Here is a 19,423-nt window from a genome sequence, read left to right on the forward strand (position 1 = left end):
CGCCAGGCATAACGCGCCGCCAGCAGCACCATGAAACCAGCAAGAACAATCATGCCTGTACCTCCACACAACCAGTATCAAAACCCAGTTGCCGGATAAGCCGTTTCTGCCACTCAGGGACACTTGCCTGGTGCTTTTTCACCTGCCGCCGGTACAACACATACAACGGGTAGCGGGAAACGACATCATCACGAAACTGCAGATAACGAGGCGACAGGCTCCACAACCAGGCGCGTTGTATCCAGAAATCCACCAACCATAAGTTTTTTGCCATTCCGCGCCCATGCAACGCACAGTATGCAAACAGATAGGCGATATAAGCCCGGTAATCACCACTGATATTCCCCGACAGCAAAATTGCCGGGCAGAGTTGCTCCAGTCCATGCTGAACTTTTTCAGAAAAGTCAGAGAGAACCAGTGTACAGGCAAGGTCATAGTGGGCAAGTGCGTGCCCGGCTTGCTGAGACTGGTATAACAACTGTTCCCTTGCCTCTGCGAGGCGTATTACTTCTCCTGGCGGAGATCCCCGCATGAGTTGCCTTTCAAGTAACCGGCTATGTAAAAACCAGGCGTGAGCATCCCCCTGGTCACCTGCCTGGACAAAGACGCGTTGTGCCTGTAATTCATTCTCAGGCAGAGCCATGGCTGACAGAGTCCGTGGATTCGCACCCGACTGAACATCGGCCAAAAAAAGTGCTGCCTGGCGCCCTCCCTGCTGTGCCGCGCGCATAAGTATTTTCCCCAGCGCTTTGCCATACCCCAGCGCAGCAAGATTATTACAGGCCTGCCAAAACTCTGCCGCAGCCGCGTGCTGAATTCTGTCCTGCAGCGCCCGTAACTGGCTGGCAGATAGCGCCTGTTTCAGACCTGAAACACCATCTGGTGTCGCTGCCAGTAATGCCAGCAAGGCATCCAGTACAGAACTTCCCCGGGCGCGGGTCAGTGCGACCAGACTCGACAGCACCTGCTGCCTGTCTGCCTGTGGAGCATTTTCATTGCCCAACGCAAGTGCCAGAAGCGAGAAGACCTGACTGCTGTGTGTCAACCAAAAGGCCGGAGCGTCTATTACAACAAGTGCAGCAACGCACTGATAAATCTGCCCGGCAAACCAGGATGTTAACCGCCACTTTCGCCCGTACCTGTTAAGCAAAAAATGTTCGCAAAACCGGGCATAGGCCAAATAACCGCTGGCCTGAGCTTCCGGATGTAAAGAAAGAGACAGCAACTGGCGAAAGCGCGCATCCAGACGGCGAATACGGTACGTTTTCCCCGGCAGAGGCCACAACACCGGGTTATTTATCTTGTCATAAACTTCTATGCGCCGCAGTTGGTTACGATCCTGCAAACTCAGGCTCTGGCAATGTTCGCTACTGAGAAAGCGCTTCACTGCCTGGTAATGAGTGTCGCCATAATGTAATGGGGACAATAACCGCACCCACTGCTCACGGACCACAATATTTGCCGGGTCACACTCCAGTGTGCGGTTAAACCAATACAGGGCGGGGAAGCGGGTCTCTGAGTAAGTGGGCAACCGCAATGCCAGAGAGACGGACCCTTTATTGAGCGGTAACGCGCCAAACTGCCGGGCAAATGCCAGTGTGTCTTCATCAAACTGATGTGCCGGAAACGTCACTGGCCATAAGCCATTTCTCACCCCACCAGGCATACCCAGGTAACCCGTTGCATTCATCAACAGCATAAAGACTTCGGGGCAATAACCGCCTGAAGCTATCGCCTGTACTGCCCATGAAAAACCCGCGGTATTTGCAATCACCACACGAGGTACAGGTTGTTCACCAGGGGCAACAGATACACCGGTCCGAAGTGTTTCACTGGCAATAGCAAACCAACTTTCTGCCAGCAATAAGCAAGGCGTGGCATCTTCCGGACAGGCAAAGTGCCATGCCAGTAACTCGGCATGAACGTTGTCGCGAGCAAGCTGATATTGTGGAAACAAAAAAGCCAGCGAACTTATCAATCCCCGTCCACCCGCAGGCAAGTCCGTATATTGAGCCTGCCGAACAGAGTCAAAAATCCGGCTAAGTGCCCGGTAATTTTTTTCTTTTAGCAAACAATGCAGGTGGTGCTGCAATTCATACAATTCATCCAGAGATGAATACATCCACACGCCCCATTAATTCTCAAACAAGACAAGCCAGTCGCAAAGATCCCTGCAACCGGCAAAAATAAACATAAATTGGCTGGATCCTGGCGCAGGCATTGCTGTAAGTCAATTTACCAGGTTTAGTTGGTTTACCTGTAATTAATTGAAATTAAATACATTACCGAAAGATGAAATTAAGAATTATCCTACACCATGTTTATTTTCAGAAATCATTAAGTCAATCACCATCAAATGCACATTTTTTTAAAAAATAGTTTTAAATTACCTTTCAGGTCCAATAATGAATAATCAGGTGAACTATAATCATCCATACTAGTAAACTAAAAAATATTTACACTGTGGCAATCAGACATGCCGGGCAATAATTTTTCATACAACAACCTTGTACAGGCGAAACACAAAGCATTTCTTGGGTAACAACCAGCGACAACAAAAGTAACATTACGCACTGGTAACCAGCCTTGTTGATCAGTTACATTTGTCATACCAATCTGCTGTCCGGGATATGTCATGTCCGCCCCATTAACTGGCGCCAAACTGAATTTGCGCATTATTTCAATCGTTGTTTTCACCTGCATTTGCTACTTCTCTATCGGGCTGCCGCTGGCAGTTTTACCCAGTTTTGTACATTACGATTTAGGCTACAGTACGTTGCTGGCAGGCATTGTTATCAGTATTCAGTACATTTCCACTCTGTTCAGCCGCCCCCATGCCGGGCGTTACACTGATACCTGGGGTCCCAAAAAAGTGGTGTCCCTGGGGATTATTTGTTGTGGGCTGAGCGGGTTGTTCACACTGATTGCCGCGTTTCTTACCCATTCGCCTGCCCTGGCCGTTGCCGCATTACTGGTTGGCCGCCTGTTTCTTGGTGTGGGCGAAAGCTTCACCGCCACTGGCGCGACGTTATGGGGCATTAAAACGGTGGGCAGTATTCATACTTCCCGGGTGATTTCCTGGAATGGCGTAGCAACTTATGTCGCCATGGCATCCGGTGCACCGCTCGGTGTTATTCTGAACCAATATTTTGGGTTAGCCGGCTTTTCAATACTCATTATTGTTATCGCAACCATTGGGTTGTTTTTTGCCCATGGTAAAGCGGACGTCAAAGTGGTCGCAGGTAAACGCGCGCCATTTCATAAAGTTGTCGCCCGCGTGTTCCCGTTCGGGATGGGGCTGGGTCTGGGTACCATTGGTTTTGGGGTTATTGCCACATTTATTACCCTCTACTTTGCTCAACGCCAGTGGCAGGGCGCAGCTTTTACGCTCTCACTGTTCAGTATTGGGTTTATCTGCGTCCGCCTGGTTCTGAGTAATACGATAATCCGGTTTGGTGGTATACGGGTGTCACTGGTGTGTTTTATCGTGGAGTGTCTGGGGTTATTGCTTATCTGGCTCGCGCCAAATGCCTGGCTTGCCGGTGCCGGAGCATTTATGGCAGGTTTTGGTTTCTCACTGGTATTCCCGGCACTGGGTGTTGAAGCGGTTAACCGCGTGGAAGAACAAAATCAGGGGTCAGCACTGGGGGTTTTTTCCGCATTTCTTGACCTGGCGCTGGGAATTACCGGGCCGGTTGCCGGGTGGGTAAGCGGCCTGTGGGGTATGCAATCGATATACCTGTGCGCGGCCATCATGGTGATGGTCGGCTGGGGGCTAATGTTATGGGTTAACACCCGTTCCCCTTCTCAGCAGAAAAAAAATACAGCTTAAGGCAGTTATGCCATTCCCGCATCAATACAACACCCTGGCTTTCCGGGGTGGTGGCGGTTGCCACGGCAGACCGTTCTTAATTCCACTTCCAGACACATCTCCATCCTCATATTCTGGAAAACCCTAAAACCCTTACTTTACTGTGCCATTATTATTGCATTTTATAGACGACCAGTCTAAATTAAGCGCCATGAACATGCCCACGATACAAAAGCGCCGTGGTCGCCCGCCCAAAGAAGGGCGCAGCCGCGAAGAAACCCAACAGGCCCTGCTCAGAGCCGGGACAGAAGCAATGACCAGTCATGGCTTTACCGCGTCTGGCCTGGATCAAATTCTGAAGTCGGTTGGTGTACCTAAGGGGTCGTTTTACTACTACTTTTCCAGCAAAGAAGCCTGGGGAATGGCAGTGCTTGAGTGGTACGACGCCTTCTTTCGCCGCATGCTGGAAAAACACCTGAATAACACGGCTCGCCCTCCTCTCAGCCGCCTGGCGGATTTCGTTGACCATGCCTGCGCAGGCATGGCGAAGTACCAGTTCACCCGGGGCTGCCTGGTTGGCAACCTTGGGCAAGAAGGCCCGTTACTCTCTGCTGATTTTTGCGCCCGGCTGGAGGCTGTGCTGCAAGGCTGGCAAGCTCTGATGGAACAAACATTACAAGCCGCACGCGACGATGGCACTCTCGCGCCAGGTGCAGATTGCGCACAACTGGCCGCCTTTTTCTGGATTGGCTGGGAAGGTGCGGTATTGCGCGCCCGCCTGACACGCAGTGAAGACCCGATGCGGTTATTCCTCGCAGGATTCCTTGCCGGTCTCCCCCGAATTTAATACAAGCTAACAGGAGTTTTTATGAGTCAGTTTAATGCTCTGCTGGTAGAAAAAGATGACGCCGGCTACCGCTGCACAACCCGCTGCCTGGATGAAAGCCAGTTGCCTGATGAAAACGTCGCAATTGATGTTGAATACAGCACACTGAACTTCAAAGACGGGCTGGCAATTACCGGGAAAAGCCCGGTAGTACGCACCTTTCCACTGGTTCCTGGTATTGACCTTGCGGGAACTGTCACACACAGTACCCACCCGCGCTTCAAAGCGGGCGACAAAGTGGTGCTGAATGGCTGGGGTGTTGGTGAACAATACTGGGGTGGCCTGGCACAAAAGGCGCGGATTAATGGCGATTTTCTGGTGCCACTGCCAGCAGGTATTACGCCGTTTCAGGCAATGGCGACTGGCACCGCTGGTTATACTGCCATGTTGTGTGTGATGGCACTGATGCGCCACGGCATTAAACCGCAGGATGGTGAAATACTGGTTACCGGCGCAAATGGCGGTGTTGGCAGCGTGGCTGTCGCACTGCTGGCAAAATTGGGCTACAACGTGGTGGCATCCACCGGTCGCCCTGAACTGGCCGAAGGCCTGAAAACACTGGGCGCCAGCACGATCATCGACCGCGACACCCTCAGCCAGCCGGGCCGGCCGTTAGGGAAAGAACGCTGGGCTGGCGTGGTGGATTCCGTTGGCAGCCACACGCTGGCAAACGCCTGTGCAACGACTAAAGCCGATGGTGCGGTTGCCGCTTGCGGGCTGGCGCAAGGTATGGATTTCCCGTCAACCGTTGCGCCGTTTATTCTGCGTGGTGTGAGCCTGTTGGGCATTAACAGTGTTACCCGGCCTTATGAAGAACGCACTGAAGCCTGGTCCCGCCTGGCTGAAACGCTGGATTTCTCCTTGCTGGAAGGGATCACCCGCACCATCGGCCTGGAAGAAGCGATTCCGGCCGCCAGTGATTTGCTGGCCGGGAAAATTCGTGGCCGCCTGGTTGTGGATGTAAACCGCTAAACACTCTGCCCCGCTGGCTGGCTTCTGGCGGGGTTTATCGTTCCCGAAATTGCCTGGCATCAATATGGTACTGCTTCATTTTGCGCCACAACGTGGTACGGCCAATATTAAGCAGGCGTGACATTTCAAGAACCCGTCCCTGTGTCACTCTGGCTGCATGTACGATGGCATCCCGTTCTATTGCCGGAAAAGATAAGCCCGACGCCATGGCAGGCCAGGTCGATTCACCGGATGCAGAAATACTCAATAAATAATCGGGTAAGTTACTTAGCCGGATACGCCCATTATCACTGCGCATTGCCATATTTTCGACCACGGTATTCAGCTCAAAGTCATTACCAGGCCAGGTATAATCCGCCAGCTGAGCCAGTACTTCATCATCAATTCGGTAACGGACAGCGAAAGGCTTTTCCAGCTGCGCCAGTTTATGGCGCACCAGTTTCTCAATACTGGCTTTACGTTGGCGCAGTGGCGGAATGTGAATTTCAAAGGCATGGAAAGCGTAATACAACTGACGGCTGAACTGTTTTTGCGCCACCCGGTCTTCCAGGTTTTGCCCTGTCGCCGCCACGATTTTGACATCCACCGGGATCATGCGCTGGGAACCCAGGCGGGTAACCATACCTTGCTTGATAACCTGCAATAGCGCCGACTGAATCTCTCCCGGTAAAAATTCAATATTATCCAAAAAGAGCGTTCCACCATGAGCCAGTTCAGGCTTACTTAACTGGCCGTTTTGCTCATCTGTTGGACCGGTACCCAGGAAATCGGCCACCGCGTCCGGGTCGGCAAAACGCTGGCAGTTAATGGCAATATATGGCCCACCCGCCTGGCGGGTTTCATTATGAATAGCTTCACTGAGCCTGGTTTTCCCCACACCTTCTTCACCAGTCAGTAAGACCGGAAAATTGCCTTTTGCCGCCTGACGCCCAAAGTGCACCAAACGCCGTGAATCGGCGTCCTGCTGAGGCATTTGTTCGAAAGTATGGCTGACCCGGCTTATCTGGCTGGTCATTAACTGGCGCATCTGCTCAGGCGGATGCAACAGCAAAATAAAACTGTCGCCCTGCGCATCATGAATGGGCTTGAGCGTCACCACCAGGTCAATGAACTGGTGCTGGCTCTCAAAAGTGACTTCAACATGGTTCAGGCGCTGACGCTTACGAATACTTCTGCGTAGTAATGCCGGTAATGTAATCAGTTCCTGTAACGGTTGTCCCTGGCTCAGTTGCGGCTGTAACAGCAATAATTCGGCCGCCTGCGGATTCAGAAACTGCACAATACCTTGAGAATCCCAGGCCAGTACGCCGTCGTTCATACTTTCCAGCAACCCATAAAGTTGGTTTAAGTGGCGATTTGACTCTGCCAGCAGGCTGTCGGTCAACAATGAGTTGCCCACTTCACGGGCAATGGCCAGCGTCAGTGGCAAGTCACCGGGACAAGTTTCTTCACTCCGGCACACCAGTGCCACAGAACCCGCCAGCCGCCCGTGGTTATCAAATACCGGCGTGGCACAAAAACACCAGTCAAACAACGCCTGTTTAAAATGCGCACGACCTGTGGTTTTAACCGGCTGGCCCAGTTGAGCGGCAAGGGATAACGCACAACTGCCAATAATGCTTTCCGAACAATAGCACCCGGCGCTGAAGCCCAGTTCAGCCAGCGCGGCTAACGTCTGTGGGTGCCCGCAACTTTCCAGCAAACAGGCAGACTCATCCAGCACCAGTAGTGCGCAATGCCGCCGGTCCATAAACTCCAGCGCATCTTCCAGTGCCGCCTGAGCAATGGTTATTAACGCAGCTTTGCGCTGGCAAATAGAACGAAATGTAACGCCCAGAGCCCGGTGCGGCTGGCGCCAGGTTTCCGGGTGCATCATCGCGGCACAGCGATGCCAGGATTCATGGATATAAGGCGGATATTCAGACGTGGACGTTACGATATCTGTCATGCGGGATCCGGTAGCTGCCTGGAAGCAAAATAATTCGAGTTACAGCGAGGCAAACACCTCAGAGGCTGGCACCCGCCAGTGACCAGGTGATGAGAGCAGCCAGCATAACTGCAATTCGAAGAGTGAAGAATATCAGGCCATTATTATCCCTGCCTGGCAAAAAAAGGGGGCGAGACAGATCATATTTCTGTTAATCCCCCGCCAGTTTCCTTATGGCGGGGGAATAATCTTACTTCGTCAGCCATTGCTGACCGAGTAAATCGGCGGTCAGGATGGCACCATAAACCTGCTCAGGAGTAACCGGGAACGGCATATTATGGATGGTTTCACCTTCAGCACAACTGGCTTTCGCTACCGCCATAATGCTGTTTTCAATATCGGTAGTGACACCCATTTCAGCCAAAGTAACCGGCAGGCCGACCCGGTGGCAGAAACCCAGTACCGTTTCCAGCTCTTCCATTGGGCTATTTTGCAGCACCAGTTGAGCAAGTGTCCCGAAAGCCACTTTTTCACCATGATACAAATGGTGGCAGGACTCCAGCACAGTAAACCCATTATGAATGGCGTGAGCCGCCGCAAGGCCACTACTTTCAAAACCGATACCACTCAGGTAAGTATTGGCTTCAATAATCCGTTCCAGCGCCGTAGTTACCACGCCAGCCTGGGCGGCAAGGCGTGCTTTCTCCCCTTCCGCCAGTAAAGTGTCATAGCACAGGCGGGCAAGACTAAGAGCCGCGGCAGTAGACTGCCCCCCGGCCATGCTCACAGCATGGGCGTCATAACAGGCTTTGGCTTCAAACCAGGTGGAAAGCGCGTCCCCCATCCCCGCCACCAGCAGGCGCACCGGCGCTTTCGCAATAATGGCGGTGTCCATTACCACCATATCGGGGTTTTTCGGGTAAATAAGATATTCTTCAAACTCGCCCTGATCGGAATAAATCACGGATAATGCACTGGTTGGTGCATCAGTAGAAGCAATAGTGGGCACTACAATCACCGGCATATGCAGGTAGTAACCCATGGCTTTCGCGGTATCGAGTGTTTTCCCGCCACCAACGCCAATGACGCCTTTACTTCCCTGGGCTTTCATCAGTGCTATCAGGCGGTTAATTTCATTGTGGCTGCATTCGCCACCAAAACGTTCGGCATGGCATTGAATGTCATTACGGTGCAGGCCATTCATCACTTTTTCTCCGGCCAGTTTCATGACCAGATCATCGGCAATCACGAAGAAACTGTCTGCAAGGTTTTTGGCATACTCGCCAAACAGTGCTGCTGCATCCGGGCCTTGCAAGTATTTAGAAGGGGACTGAATTACATTGAGCATTGGTTATCCTCCACAACCAGGTTGTTTTCTTGCCCGTATTACGACCGGAATCGGGTTGTAATAACCCTTGTTTCACCTCAGCGCTCCGGCATTAATTGGGCCATATCCTTTCACTGTTTAATGCACTGATGTCATTCTGGCCCTCACCAAAAGATAAAAAACAAAAAATATTAACGTTTCATTTTGAAACAAATTAATAAATACTGCGTTTCAATCAGAAACAGATATCCAAAAAACCAGGCAAAATTGCGATCCAGACATCACTCAAAATGCGAAAACCGCCTGCTACAGCTGGGTTTAGTTTGTTCCTTTAGAGTAAAAACCACGGAGAGGCATACACAGAAAAAGAGTAACCACCCGCCTCATTCACAATAAACCTTGTATTTCTGGCATAACAAACCTGGTCTGGCATTAGTTTATTTGACATCAGTCGCAGTTTTTATTTCAGCAACCAATATACGTTTCATAATGGAACATATATTTATTTTTGAGTTCCATAATGGAACGCCATTTTTGGTTTTTTTATTTCACGAAAGCCCAGGCAAGAATAATGTGATGAACATAAGAAACTCTCTGTCAACCAGTCCCCCTGAAATGGAGCATCAAATAAAATGAAAAAACTGATTAATGATGTTGAAACTGTGCTAACGGAACAACTTACCGGTTTGGTAAAAGCGCACCCCACATTGCGCTTGCACCCGGATCCACTCTATGTCATCCGGGCCGATGCCCCCGTGAGTGGTAAAGTGGCGCTGCTGTCTGGCGGTGGAAGCGGGCATGAACCAATGCATTGTGGCTATGTCGGCAAAGGAATGTTGAGCGGTGCCTGCCCGGGAGAAATTTTCACCTCACCCACTCCGGATAAAATTTTCGAGTGCGCCCAGGCAATAGATGGCGGTGAAGGCGTACTGATGATAGTCAAAAACTACACTGGCGATATTCTCAATTTTGAAACCGCGGCAGAATTACTACACGAGAGTGGTGTGCGGGTCGCGACGGTGATAGTTGATGATGACGTGGCAGTAAAAGACAGCCTGTATACCGCAGGGCGCCGGGGTGTGGCGAACACAGTGCTGATTGAAAAGCTGTTGGGCGCGGCCGCACAGCGTGGTGATTCATTAAGCCAGTGTGCGCAGTTAGGCTGGCAAATCAATAATCAGGGGCATTCGATTGGTATTGCACTCAGTGCCTATACCGTACCAGCTGCCGGAACGCCGTCGTTTACCCTGAATGAACATGAAATGGAGTTCGGCGTGGGTATTCATGGTGAACCCGGCATTGATCGCCGGGCGTTTACCAACCTTAACGATACTGTCGATGCCATGTTCGCCACACTGCTGGAAAATGGTACCTGGCAACGCACCCTGCGCCAGTGGGACTGCAGCCAGGGTGAATGGCAGGAACACACAGAACAAAAACAAGCGTTACAACAGGGCGACCGGGTTATTGCCCTGGTGAACAACCTTGGCGCAACGCCACTGTCTGAGTTGTATGGTGTTTATGACCGGCTGGCACACTGCTGCCAGGAAGCCGGGCTAATCATTGAGCGCAACCTGGTGGGGTCTTACTGTACCTCCCTGGATATGTCCGGCGTCTCTATTACCTTATTAAAAGTAGATGATGACCTGCTGTCATTGTGGGATGCGCCAGTCAACACACCTGCACTGAGATGGGGAGAATAATCATGAGCCAGTCATTAAGCCGTGAACAAATCGTCAACTGGTTAACGCTGTGTACTGAAGTATTCACTCGGGAAAGTGACTTTCTGACCGGGCTGGACAGAGAAATCGGCGATGCCGACCACGGTCTGAATATGCACCGTGGGTTTAATAAAGTGGCAGAGAAACTCCCGGCAGTGGCCGATAAAGACATCGGTTTTATATTAAAAAATACCGGCATGACGCTGCTTTCAAGCGTGGGCGGTGCCAGCGGCCCACTATTTGGTACCTTTTTTATGCGCGCAGCCCAACCCGCTCAGGCACACCAGGCACTTACCCTGGAGGAACTGACTCAGGTCATTCAGGAAGGTGCCGCAGGTGTTGCCAGCCGTGGCAAAGCCGAGCCAGGAGACAAAACCATGTGTGATGTCTGGTGGCCGGTGGTTGAAAGTTTACGCCAGTCCAGCCTGCAACAGATACCTCTGAATGATGCGCTCGCTGCCGCCAGCAGGTGTGCTGAAGAAGCAGCGCACAGCACAATTACCATGCAGGCGCGCAAAGGCCGTGCCAGCTATCTGGGTGAGCGCAGTATTGGCCATCAGGACCCGGGGGCAACCTCAGTGATGTTTATGATGCAGGCGCTGGCACAAGCCGCACAGCCACAGGGAGTATGAGATATGGTTAATCTGGTTATCGTTTCACACAGTGCCGCTTTGGGTGAAGGCGTGTGTGCGTTGTCGCAACAAATGTTGCAGGGGAAAACGAACTGCCGGATAGCTGTCGCCGCCGGGTTGGATGACCCGGACTTCCCCATCGGCACCGATCCGGTAAAAGTGATGGATGCCATCAACTCCGTTGCCGATACTGCCCATATTCTGGTGTTGATGGATATGGGTAGCGCCCTGCTCAGCGCTGAAACAGCGCTGGAACTGCTTGACCCGGAGGTCGCAGCCAAAGTCACACTCTGTGCCGCACCTCTGGTGGAAGGGGCGCTGGCAGCAGCCAGCATTGCCGCTACAGGAGCCAGTATCGAGCGCGTAAAAGCTGAAGCAGAAAATGCACTGCAGGCAAAGCGGGCCCAGTTAGGGGTGGAAGAGAACGCACCATTGCCTCCACCGGTTGCGCTGGCGCAGGCACCAGGTGAGAGCGCCATGACAGCCAGTTGGGTGGTCACTAACCCTCATGGGCTGCATGTGCGCCCGGCGGCCCACCTGGTGGCAGCGCTGAGTGGGTTTAATGCCGCTCTGTCGCTGGAGAAAGACGGCAAATGCATCTCGCCGATTACCCTCAACCAGATTGCCCTGCTCCAGGTGCGCTGTGGCGATACATTGCGGTTAATCGCCCAGGGTCCGGATGCCGCGGCGGCCATTGACGCGTTTCTGGCTCTGGCACAAAACCAGTTTGGTGAAAGACCAGGCACAGCAGGTACAGCCACTGAATTACCGGCCAAAATAACGGGTGTTGTTCACTGGCTGGCACAGGACAACGCGCCATTTACGCCAGAAGCGCTGTCCCGGTCAACAGCGTCATTTTCCGCACTGGAACAGGCTATCAACCATACACTGGATGACCTTCTGGCTCTGGCTCACCAGGCGGAACACGACGGGCTGGCAGATATTGCCGCGATTTTCAGTGGGCAGCATACATTGCTGGATGACCCGGATTTACTGGCTGAAACCCGCACACACATGCAGCAGCACCAACAAAGTGCCGCTCTGGCATGGTTTCAGGTGATATCCGGCGTGGCAGAGAGTTACCGCGGGCTGGACGATGCCTATTTACAGGCACGTTATATTGACATAGACGATATTTTGCACCGCACGTTGTGCCACCTGCTCAGTATACCGCTTGCCGTGCCAACCTTCCCTGCGGGCAGCGTATTGTGTGCTGAAAACCTGTGGCCGTCACTGGCGATGCAGTTGCCTGTGGATGAAGTCCGTGCTATTTGCCTGCGCGCCGGCAACCCGCAATCCCACAGTGCCATTATTGCCCGTCAGCGCGGCATCGTCATACTGACCGGGCTGGAAGACACACTGGATAACTGGCAGGAAGGCGAAGCCATTAGTGTATTCAGTACAGGCAAGATCACCCGGCCGGGCGCTGAGTGCTGATCACCCGGTGACTTCAAGCCCGTCAGGTGGTGGCGGCAACTCTGAGGCTACCACCACCTGAGCCCTCCCCAGGTGTTTTGCATGATACAACGCTTCATCTGCACGGCTGATCAGTTGCTCCTGGCGGGCGTCTTCCGGCCAGGTTGACACGCCCACAGAGACAGTAACCGCACCAAAGCGTTGGTAATCCGGTAGCTGATTAATAGCTGCGACATGCTCCAGCACCTGGCATGCCACGCTTTTCGCCGCCGTGCTGTTCAGTTCAGGAAGCAAAATCAGAAATTCTTCTCCGCCGTAGCGCCACAAATGGCCCCGTTCGCCCACCACCCGTTTAAGGGTTGCCGCAACCTGGCGAATCACATCATCGCCCGCCTCATGGCCAAACTTATCATTGAGTTGTTTAAAATTATCAATATCCACCATCAGGCAACTGACTGGTTGCGAATTTTGGCTTGCCTGATCCAGGCAATTTTTCAGGGCGTCTTCAAGATAATAGCGGTTACGCAACCCGGTCAGGGAATCAAACAACGCCTTTTCCTGCAAGGCTTCGCGCAATTTCTGGCTGGTCAGTGCCTGCGCCAGCGTTTCTGCCACCAAATCCAGATACAGAAGCGGGAATTCAGCTTCCGGGTCATTTTGGCGCAGCACCATCACACCAATATTTTCCCCGTAAGCCATTAACGGCACACAAACATGATGGCGAGCGTCTTCACCAGATTCAGACAAGTGCAGGCAGCGCATATCCGGGCCCAACAGAGTGGCACTGTGGCGGTGACTACGGCGAATCGCCCAACAGGCCTGGGGTAAAAAAGGCGCTGAATCGCGTGTCATACCTTGCCAGGCGGCAACACAATGCATCTCACCTGAAGCATTTTTTTGCACAAAAAGCTGCCCACCAATACCTGGCGCGATTTCTGGCACAAAGACGCCCGCAACCCGCCAGATATCTTTTCGATGTTCACAGGCCTGGAGGCGCTGAGCCATGGTTGCCAACAAACGCCGCCGGGCGAGGTCTGCTTCGCGCTCCTGCTCCAGTTGCTGGCGCACCAGGCCATTTTCACGAAATATGCGCAGGGCCTGAGCCATATCGCCAATTTCGTCAATCTGGCGGTAATCGGGTGGTTCAGCGGCATAGTCCTGGGCCGCCAGACGACTAACCACATCACTCAATTTAACTACAGGTTGTAATAAGCGGCGGCGTAAAATCACCCCGAGCACCAGCAAAAATAACCCGGATGTCATCACAACGATAACTTCAGAAAGGGTGCGTAGCTGGCGGGCCGTTTTCCCGGTTTGCACCACTATATTTTGCGCCCGGGCGTTTACCTGGTTATAAAACGACGTTACCACGCTATCTATTTGTTCCAGTTGCTGTTGGTATTCCCGGTTAAACAGTAAATTCACCGCCTGATGGTCATTCCCGCCATCTTTCTCAGCCATCGCCTGGCGCTGAAGTGCTGTTAAAGCATCGCTCTGCGCCAGCGCTTTGCGCAGTATATCCAGCGCGCTGTCGGGGATCCCCCGCACCCGGTAATGTTCCAGCCGAATCTCCATTTTATTTTCAACAACCTGTAATTGCTGCCACGCCTGCAAATCCTGCGGATCATGGTCAATAACATAGTCGCGGGCAAGATCGCTTTCTCCGTAAATATCTTTATCCAGTTGCTCGCTGAGGTCATCCAGCGAGGCTCTTTGCGCCACCGCCTCGCGCTCAGCGGTATCAGCCCGGGAGGCAAGAATCAACGCACCACCAGAAATTAACGTGAATGCCACGGTAATGCCGTAAGCCCAGTTAGTGATTGTGGCGATACGCACAGGGAACCTCGTTTGTATGGAAAGTTTTACAGAAAGTGTAGTAATGGCAGCCAGTAAGCGGCGTGTTAATGCCCACAAAGCATAAAGCATCTCACTAACTGGAATCCAGCGCATATAAAAACCGGCAGAAACCTTTTGCGATACCCTGGAGCGCGCAGACCGTGCGTTATATGAGGCGAAAAAACAAGGCAGAGACTGCCTTGTTTACCTCACTTAGCACCGGCCAACAGGGTTTTACTGGTTACGCCACCAGTCTGTAAACACTTGTTGCGGGTCATCAATGTTAATGCGTTCACCAATGCGTGGTGTTTTTAGCCGCCAGCTGTGGTGCTGGCTTGCGGCAGAAATGCGCTCCAGTGGTTCATACCAGGCATGGTGCGCCAGCTTGAATTTACTATTATGGGATGGCAGCAACGCAGTACTGTGCAAATCAGATGCTGCCCGCGCAGTTTGTTCCGGTGTCATGTGGATACGCGGCCAGTCATCGTCGTATTGCCCACACTCAAGCACGCTGATATCAAACGCCCCAACCCGTTGGTAAATTTCCTGAAAATGCGGGCCATAACCACTGTCGCCGCCAAAATAAAGGCGATGATGCGGCGTAATAATGGCAAATGATCCCCACAGAGTTGGGTTACGTTTAAATAAGCGCCCGGAAAAATGTTGGCTGGGCAAAATATGCAGTGTTAAATCGCCCTGCTCTACTGTGCTGAACCACTCCCCTTCGGTAATAACGCTTTCAGGAAAACCCCATTTTCTAAAATAAGATCCCACACCAGTGGGTGTGACCACATGGCGAATTTTGTCACGCAGTTGAGAAACCGTGGGGTAATCAAGGTGATCCCAGTGATCATGGGTGATAAGCAGGTAATCTATTTCCGGAATATCAATAGTATGGTAAACATTACTGCCTTTAAAGGCCCGGTTGGTTCCCGGTACCGGAGAAGCCTCGTCACTGAACACCGGGTCAACCAAAAACCGGTACCCGTCAACCTGGCAAAAATAGCTGGAATGCCCCATCCAGATAATCACGTTATCAGTCAGCGACAGCGCATGCAGGTCCACTTTAACCGAAGGCAATGCCTGCTGCGGTATAGCGTCTTTCGGTTTTAGAAACAAAAAACGATACCACATAGCCAGCACACTTCGGGAACGCCCCGAGCTGGCCGGAGCAGGAGCAACCGGGTTACTGAACTGGCCGTCGCGGTACAGTGCACTTTCGCTTCCGGCATCACACTCAGGTGCGACATACTGGGGCTGTTTTAGCCAGACAAACACACCAAATACAACGATTGCCACCACCAGCAAAACATACATAAGCCACCCACTTTAGCTGAGAAAAGAGAGATGGCTAAGCCTGACAGACACGGCCACCTTCCCTGTTACTGGTGGCAATGTAACCACTTTCAAGCCTGAAAAGATGTAACAATCTGTGCGGGCTGGCACGTTATTTCTCTGGCGGTTGTGCATACAAGATGCGTTGCACTGCTATCTGTACGTATCCGAAAGACATAATGGCACGTTACGCGACCACCTCCGCCAACGCCATTGCTGCCTGCAGGCGGGCTTTATCTGTATCGTTTTCGGGTAAGAAGACCTGTAAATCACCAGAAATATTCCCGCTGGCATTCGACCAGAACTGCTTCACCAACCGCACCTGGCCTGCCTGGCAATGGCGGTAGTGACGCACAATTTGCTCTTTTGCCTTAACCCGGTGGTTAGCCCACACTTCACGAAATATTGGCCCTGAGGCCATCAGTTGATCAAGGCGAAGCTGCCACTCCTGCTCACTCACTCTGCTGGCAAGTGCTGCGCGCACGCGCGCGGAAGCATTGAGCATACAATTTGTCAGTTCATCAGGTGAGCTGACATTCAGCCATTGTTGCCACTGAGGGTGGTGCTCCAGTAGCCAGAACGTATTGCGCTGGTGCACAGGCAGCGCATTCACATCGAACCCCACCATATATTCAAAAGCCTGGTTGACCTGCAGGATGTCGTAAAAATCATTACAAAACAGCGCAGGAACCGGATTAAGCGCTTCCAGTAAATTTTGACTGGCTACAGACAGTTTGTTACAGGTTTCAATACGCCCTGCGCCATCCTGGTAGCCTCCCAGTTGCAGCAAATACCGGGTTTCGCTGTCATCACACCGCATGGCGCGCGCAATACCCAGCAATACCTGCCGGGAAACGCGCTCTGCTTTTCCTCGCTCAAGTTTGGCATACCAGACAGTACTAATCTGGGCCAACTCTGCTACATCTTCCCTGCGTAACCCGGGAGTGCGGGAGCGCAAAGGTTTACCTAACCCCACACTTTCCGGGGCAATCGTGTTGCGTTTCAGGCGGAGAAATTCGCCCAGCCGTTCCGGGTTCGTCATTGCAGTTTGTCCTGTAACAGATACTGCCAGTACACGTCTTAGTGGTTTCTGGTACACCTTTTATTAAGCGCTAATATAGCATGACCTGTTACTTTTTGGAGCGCTTCATGAACAAAACGTCCCCAGGACGCCATACATTGACCATGGCAGGTCTGTTGTTGTTGGTTGCGGGGCAATTGATGCCACAAATGGATTTTTCAATTGTTAACGTTGCGCTGGAATCAGTGAGTATTTCGCTGCATGCCAGTAAAACTCAGTTAGGCTTAATTGTTTCATTATACGGGCTGGCATTTGCCGTTTGCCTTGCGTTGAGTGGTCGTCTGGGTGACCGCTACGGGCGGCGGCGGCTCTTTATGCTGGGTATTGCGCTGTTTGCCATTGCGTCCTTCTTCTGTGGGCTGGCAACCACCATTCATCAGTTAATTGTGGCCCGCATCGCCCAGGGTGTGGCAGCGGCACTATTAATGCCACAAATTCTCGCCACCATTCATGTTTCACTTTCAGGAGCCCGCCATTCACAGGCGATTGGTATTTATGGCTCGGTTGGTGGGTTGTCCTTTGTTATCGGCCAGGCGCTGGGTGGCTGGCTGGTGTCAGCAGATTTATTTGGTCTGTCATGGCGTACCGTGTTCTATATTAATTTGCCTGTCTGCCTGGTGATTCTCTATTTCGCCCGCAAATTTATTCCAGAAACCCAACAAGACGGGCAAACCATATTTGACTGGTACGGCACAGCACTCCTGGCGCTGGTCATCACACTGATTTTAACCGCCATCTCCTGGGGGACGGAATGGCAATGGGGCTGGCCGGTTTGGCTATGTGCCACAGCAGTCATCGCGCTGTTGCCTGGGCTGGTTCGGGTAGAAAAAAAACTGGCAGGGCTCGGCAAAATGCCACTGCTTCCGCCTGCGTTGTTGCAACGCCGCACTTATCTGGCTGGCGTGAGCAGCCTGGTCCTCCAGGTGGCGTCTTATGGTGGCTTTATGTTTGTGGTGGCCCTGACACTACAGTCGGGGTTTCAGTGGTCATCTGTTGAATCCGGTAATGCGTTTATTGCGCTGGGGGTTACGTACTTCATTACGTCACTGTACGCCGACCGGGTGGCTAAATGGTTTGGACGTCTGTCTTACTCTGGTCTGGTCATGTGTGCCAGCCTGATTAACCTGTCCGGTTACTGGTTATTATTCCAGTTGATTACAGCACATCAGGGGGCGCTAACCCCCTGGGACCTGATTGCGCCAATGGCGATTACCGGGATTGGCAACGCCTTTTCCGTTAACTGTTCGGTACGTATTGGGTTAACCGATTTGCCAGCCCAGTTTGCCGGTGCCGGGAGTGCACTGATGACCACTATGCAGCAAACCGCTATTGCTCTGGGTACAGCACTGGCGGGGGCCATGTATATTCAGCACCTTGCCAGTGATGATATCCACCAGTTAAACGCGCTGAAAGCTGGCCTGCTGGTGCTGGGATGTATGATGTTGCTGCAATTCGCGTTGCATGCTGCAAGTGTGGTTCGCCGGTTGCGGGCAGCACCAGCACGCACCTGAGCAGGGTTATCATCGGGGTTGTAACTGCTCCCTGGCCGCAGCGCGCACGCAGCCGGTCAGGGCATCCAGCACCTGTGAATGGAGATTCCGGCAATGCTGGCTTTTCGTTTACATATTGTAAACCATCCAGCTTAACGTTATAGTGTTTACATAATGTAAACGGATGGAACCAATGCAAGATGCACGTCATTTCAAAGGAGCCTTTCGAGGAGGCGGCAAAGCGGTATCCCAATGATTCGTTAGCCATACTGGCACTGTACCGCTTAGTGCGTGAAATAGATTTCTCTTCTCCGGCTGAGATGAGAACACTGATTCCAGGCCTGGACAATTTTAATTACCGGAATAAATGGTGGGTTTTGGACGTGGGAGGCAACAACCTGCGGGTTGTCGCTTACATTAACTTTGTGAATAAACGCTTTTACGTCAAGCATATTACAACCCACGCTGAATACGACAAGTTGACCCGCTATTACAGGGAGAACCAAGAATGATAACCAACGCTGCAAAAGCCATTGAAGCTACCAGGCAACTCGTAGACGCAGTCCCTTTTCTGGGAAGTAACGCCTCAGAGAGCGATTACCTGGAGGCACTGTCGTTGGTAGACTATTTGATAGAGAACGATGATGAGAACCCGCTTATTGACTTCCTGGCGAGTAAAATAGCTGATTATGAGGATAACAGCGAGCGTTTCGCCAGGTTCAATAAAGCCCAGGCTGAAATGCCGGTCGGCGTGGCGCTGCTGCGAACACTTATTGACCAGCACAAACTCACCTACTCAGACCTGAAAGAAGAGATCGGTTCAAAATCGCTGGTAAGCCAGATTTTATCCGGCCAGCGCTCTCTGACCATTACGCACATTAAAGCGCTATCCGCCCGATTCGGCGTAAAACCTGAGTGGTTTCTTTAAACCGCACTCTACCTAATTAGGCCAACCGCTTTAATGCCAGGCAAGGCACCGGGAAACACCT

At 52.2% G+C, this 19,423-nt stretch carries 15 protein-coding genes; 9 read left to right on the plus strand and 6 right to left on the minus strand.

The window, feature by feature from the left end; translation table 11 throughout:
• Positions 1-49: 49 nt before the first annotated feature.
• Positions 50-2,122, minus strand: a complete 2,073-nt coding sequence (locus MPHASIOC01_RS21305; protein WP_353613241.1) for a DUF4034 domain-containing protein — start codon at positions 2,120-2,122, stop codon at positions 50-52.
• 513 nt (positions 2,123-2,635) lie between these two features.
• On the opposite strand from MPHASIOC01_RS21305, the gene MPHASIOC01_RS21310 reads away from it, so the two are divergent.
• The 3 genes from MPHASIOC01_RS21310 to MPHASIOC01_RS21320 all read left to right on the plus strand — a co-directional run bounded on the left by MPHASIOC01_RS21310 (position 2,636) and on the right by MPHASIOC01_RS21320 (position 5,669).
• Positions 2,636-3,832 (plus strand): MFS transporter, encoded by a 1,197-nt coding sequence (locus MPHASIOC01_RS21310; RefSeq protein ID WP_353613242.1) that lies wholly within the window; start codon positions 2,636-2,638, stop codon positions 3,830-3,832.
• Between the two features lie 196 nt (positions 3,833-4,028).
• A complete protein-coding gene (locus tag MPHASIOC01_RS21315; protein WP_353613243.1) occupies positions 4,029-4,658 on the plus strand; it encodes a TetR/AcrR family transcriptional regulator in 630 nt (209 codons plus the stop codon).
• A gap of 21 nt (positions 4,659-4,679) precedes the next feature.
• Complete coding sequence (locus tag MPHASIOC01_RS21320) at positions 4,680-5,669, plus strand: MDR family oxidoreductase (protein WP_064599124.1); 990 nt, start codon at positions 4,680-4,682, stop codon at positions 5,667-5,669.
• 34 nt (positions 5,670-5,703) lie between these two features.
• Here the strand turns inward: MPHASIOC01_RS21320 and dhaR are convergent, their stop codons facing one another.
• Both dhaR and MPHASIOC01_RS21330 read right to left on the minus strand, forming a co-directional pair.
• Positions 5,704-7,617 (minus strand): dihydroxyacetone kinase operon transcriptional regulator DhaR, encoded by a 1,914-nt coding sequence (gene dhaR / locus MPHASIOC01_RS21325; RefSeq protein ID WP_064599122.1) that lies wholly within the window; start codon positions 7,615-7,617, stop codon positions 5,704-5,706.
• A gap of 229 nt (positions 7,618-7,846) precedes the next feature.
• Positions 7,847-8,944 carry a glycerol dehydrogenase gene (locus MPHASIOC01_RS21330; protein WP_064599120.1) on the minus strand — a complete coding sequence of 366 codons (1,098 nt, stop codon included), beginning with the start codon at positions 8,942-8,944 and terminating at the stop codon, positions 7,847-7,849.
• A gap of 611 nt (positions 8,945-9,555) precedes the next feature.
• Between MPHASIOC01_RS21330 and dhaK the strand changes: the two genes are divergently transcribed.
• Genes dhaK through dhaM form a run of 3 tightly spaced genes read left to right on the plus strand, consistent with a single transcriptional unit; the run spans position 9,556 to position 12,713 of the window.
• Entirely contained in the window at positions 9,556-10,626 is a 1,071-nt protein-coding gene (dhaK, locus tag MPHASIOC01_RS21335) for a dihydroxyacetone kinase subunit DhaK (RefSeq protein WP_353613244.1), read from the plus strand.
• Positions 10,627-10,628: 2 nt separating this feature from the next.
• A complete protein-coding gene (gene dhaL, locus MPHASIOC01_RS21340; RefSeq protein ID WP_064599114.1) occupies positions 10,629-11,276 on the plus strand; it encodes a dihydroxyacetone kinase subunit DhaL in 648 nt (215 codons plus the stop codon).
• Between the two features lie 3 nt (positions 11,277-11,279).
• Positions 11,280-12,713, plus strand: a complete 1,434-nt coding sequence (dhaM, locus tag MPHASIOC01_RS21345) for a dihydroxyacetone kinase phosphoryl donor subunit DhaM (protein ID WP_353613245.1) — start codon at positions 11,280-11,282, stop codon at positions 12,711-12,713.
• On the opposite strand, the gene MPHASIOC01_RS21350 is transcribed toward dhaM, so the two are convergent.
• From MPHASIOC01_RS21350 to MPHASIOC01_RS21360, 3 genes are all read right to left on the minus strand, one after another.
• The gene (locus MPHASIOC01_RS21350; protein WP_353613246.1) at positions 12,714-14,642 is read right to left on the minus strand and encodes a sensor domain-containing diguanylate cyclase; all 1,929 of its coding nucleotides are present in this window, start codon (positions 14,640-14,642) and stop codon (positions 12,714-12,716) included. It lies immediately after the preceding gene.
• A 120-nt stretch (positions 14,643-14,762) separates the two neighbouring features.
• Positions 14,763-15,845, minus strand: a complete 1,083-nt coding sequence (locus MPHASIOC01_RS21355; RefSeq protein WP_353613247.1) for an MBL fold metallo-hydrolase — start codon at positions 15,843-15,845, stop codon at positions 14,763-14,765.
• A 205-nt stretch (positions 15,846-16,050) separates the two neighbouring features.
• Entirely contained in the window at positions 16,051-16,905 is an 855-nt protein-coding gene (locus tag MPHASIOC01_RS21360; protein WP_353613248.1) for a helix-turn-helix transcriptional regulator, read from the minus strand.
• Between the two features lie 107 nt (positions 16,906-17,012).
• On the opposite strand from MPHASIOC01_RS21360, the gene MPHASIOC01_RS21365 reads away from it, so the two are divergent.
• The 3 genes from MPHASIOC01_RS21365 to MPHASIOC01_RS21375 all read left to right on the plus strand — a co-directional run bounded on the left by MPHASIOC01_RS21365 (position 17,013) and on the right by MPHASIOC01_RS21375 (position 19,362).
• Positions 17,013-18,455, plus strand: a complete 1,443-nt coding sequence (locus MPHASIOC01_RS21365; RefSeq protein ID WP_353613249.1) for an MFS transporter — start codon at positions 17,013-17,015, stop codon at positions 18,453-18,455.
• A 179-nt stretch (positions 18,456-18,634) separates the two neighbouring features.
• Positions 18,635-18,946, plus strand: a complete 312-nt coding sequence (locus MPHASIOC01_RS21370) for a type II toxin-antitoxin system HigB family toxin (RefSeq protein WP_353613250.1) — start codon at positions 18,635-18,637, stop codon at positions 18,944-18,946.
• On the plus strand, positions 18,943-19,362 hold the full coding sequence (locus tag MPHASIOC01_RS21375; protein ID WP_353613251.1) for a helix-turn-helix domain-containing protein: 420 nt from the start codon (positions 18,943-18,945) through the stop codon (positions 19,360-19,362). The genes MPHASIOC01_RS21370 and MPHASIOC01_RS21375 overlap by 4 nt, the downstream gene beginning before the upstream one ends.
• Positions 19,363-19,423: the final 61 nt, after the last annotated feature.

Origin of the sequence: Mangrovibacter phragmitis (genome assembly GCF_040429585.1) — a bacterium.
In the GTDB taxonomy this organism is placed as follows: Bacteria; Pseudomonadota; Gammaproteobacteria; order Enterobacterales; family Enterobacteriaceae; genus Mangrovibacter; species Mangrovibacter phragmitis.

Bases quoted from the DNA above. Each gene is read 5' to 3' on its own strand.
- MPHASIOC01_RS21305 (WP_353613241.1), bottom strand. From the start codon at position 2,122: ATGTATTCATCTCTGGATGAATTGTATGAATTGCAGCACCACCTGCAT.
- MPHASIOC01_RS21365 (WP_353613249.1), top strand. From the start codon at position 17,013: ATGAACAAAACGTCCCCAGGACGCCATACATTGACCATGGCAGGTCTG.
- MPHASIOC01_RS21330 (WP_064599120.1), bottom strand. From the start codon at position 8,944: ATGCTCAATGTAATTCAGTCCCCTTCTAAATACTTGCAAGGCCCGGAT.
- MPHASIOC01_RS21315 (WP_353613243.1), top strand. From the start codon at position 4,029: ATGCCCACGATACAAAAGCGCCGTGGTCGCCCGCCCAAAGAAGGGCGC.
- MPHASIOC01_RS21370 (WP_353613250.1), top strand. From the start codon at position 18,635: ATGCACGTCATTTCAAAGGAGCCTTTCGAGGAGGCGGCAAAGCGGTAT.
- dhaR (WP_064599122.1), bottom strand. From the start codon at position 7,617: ATGACAGATATCGTAACGTCCACGTCTGAATATCCGCCTTATATCCAT.
- dhaL (WP_064599114.1), top strand. From the start codon at position 10,629: ATGAGCCAGTCATTAAGCCGTGAACAAATCGTCAACTGGTTAACGCTG.
- dhaK (WP_353613244.1), top strand. From the start codon at position 9,556: ATGAAAAAACTGATTAATGATGTTGAAACTGTGCTAACGGAACAACTT.
- MPHASIOC01_RS21320 (WP_064599124.1), top strand. From the start codon at position 4,680: ATGAGTCAGTTTAATGCTCTGCTGGTAGAAAAAGATGACGCCGGCTAC.
- dhaM (WP_353613245.1), top strand. From the start codon at position 11,280: ATGGTTAATCTGGTTATCGTTTCACACAGTGCCGCTTTGGGTGAAGGC.
- MPHASIOC01_RS21350 (WP_353613246.1), bottom strand. From the start codon at position 14,642: ATGCGCTGGATTCCAGTTAGTGAGATGCTTTATGCTTTGTGGGCATTA.
- MPHASIOC01_RS21310 (WP_353613242.1), top strand. From the start codon at position 2,636: ATGTCCGCCCCATTAACTGGCGCCAAACTGAATTTGCGCATTATTTCA.
- MPHASIOC01_RS21360 (WP_353613248.1), bottom strand. From the start codon at position 16,905: ATGACGAACCCGGAACGGCTGGGCGAATTTCTCCGCCTGAAACGCAAC.
- MPHASIOC01_RS21355 (WP_353613247.1), bottom strand. From the start codon at position 15,845: ATGTATGTTTTGCTGGTGGTGGCAATCGTTGTATTTGGTGTGTTTGTC.
- MPHASIOC01_RS21375 (WP_353613251.1), top strand. From the start codon at position 18,943: ATGATAACCAACGCTGCAAAAGCCATTGAAGCTACCAGGCAACTCGTA.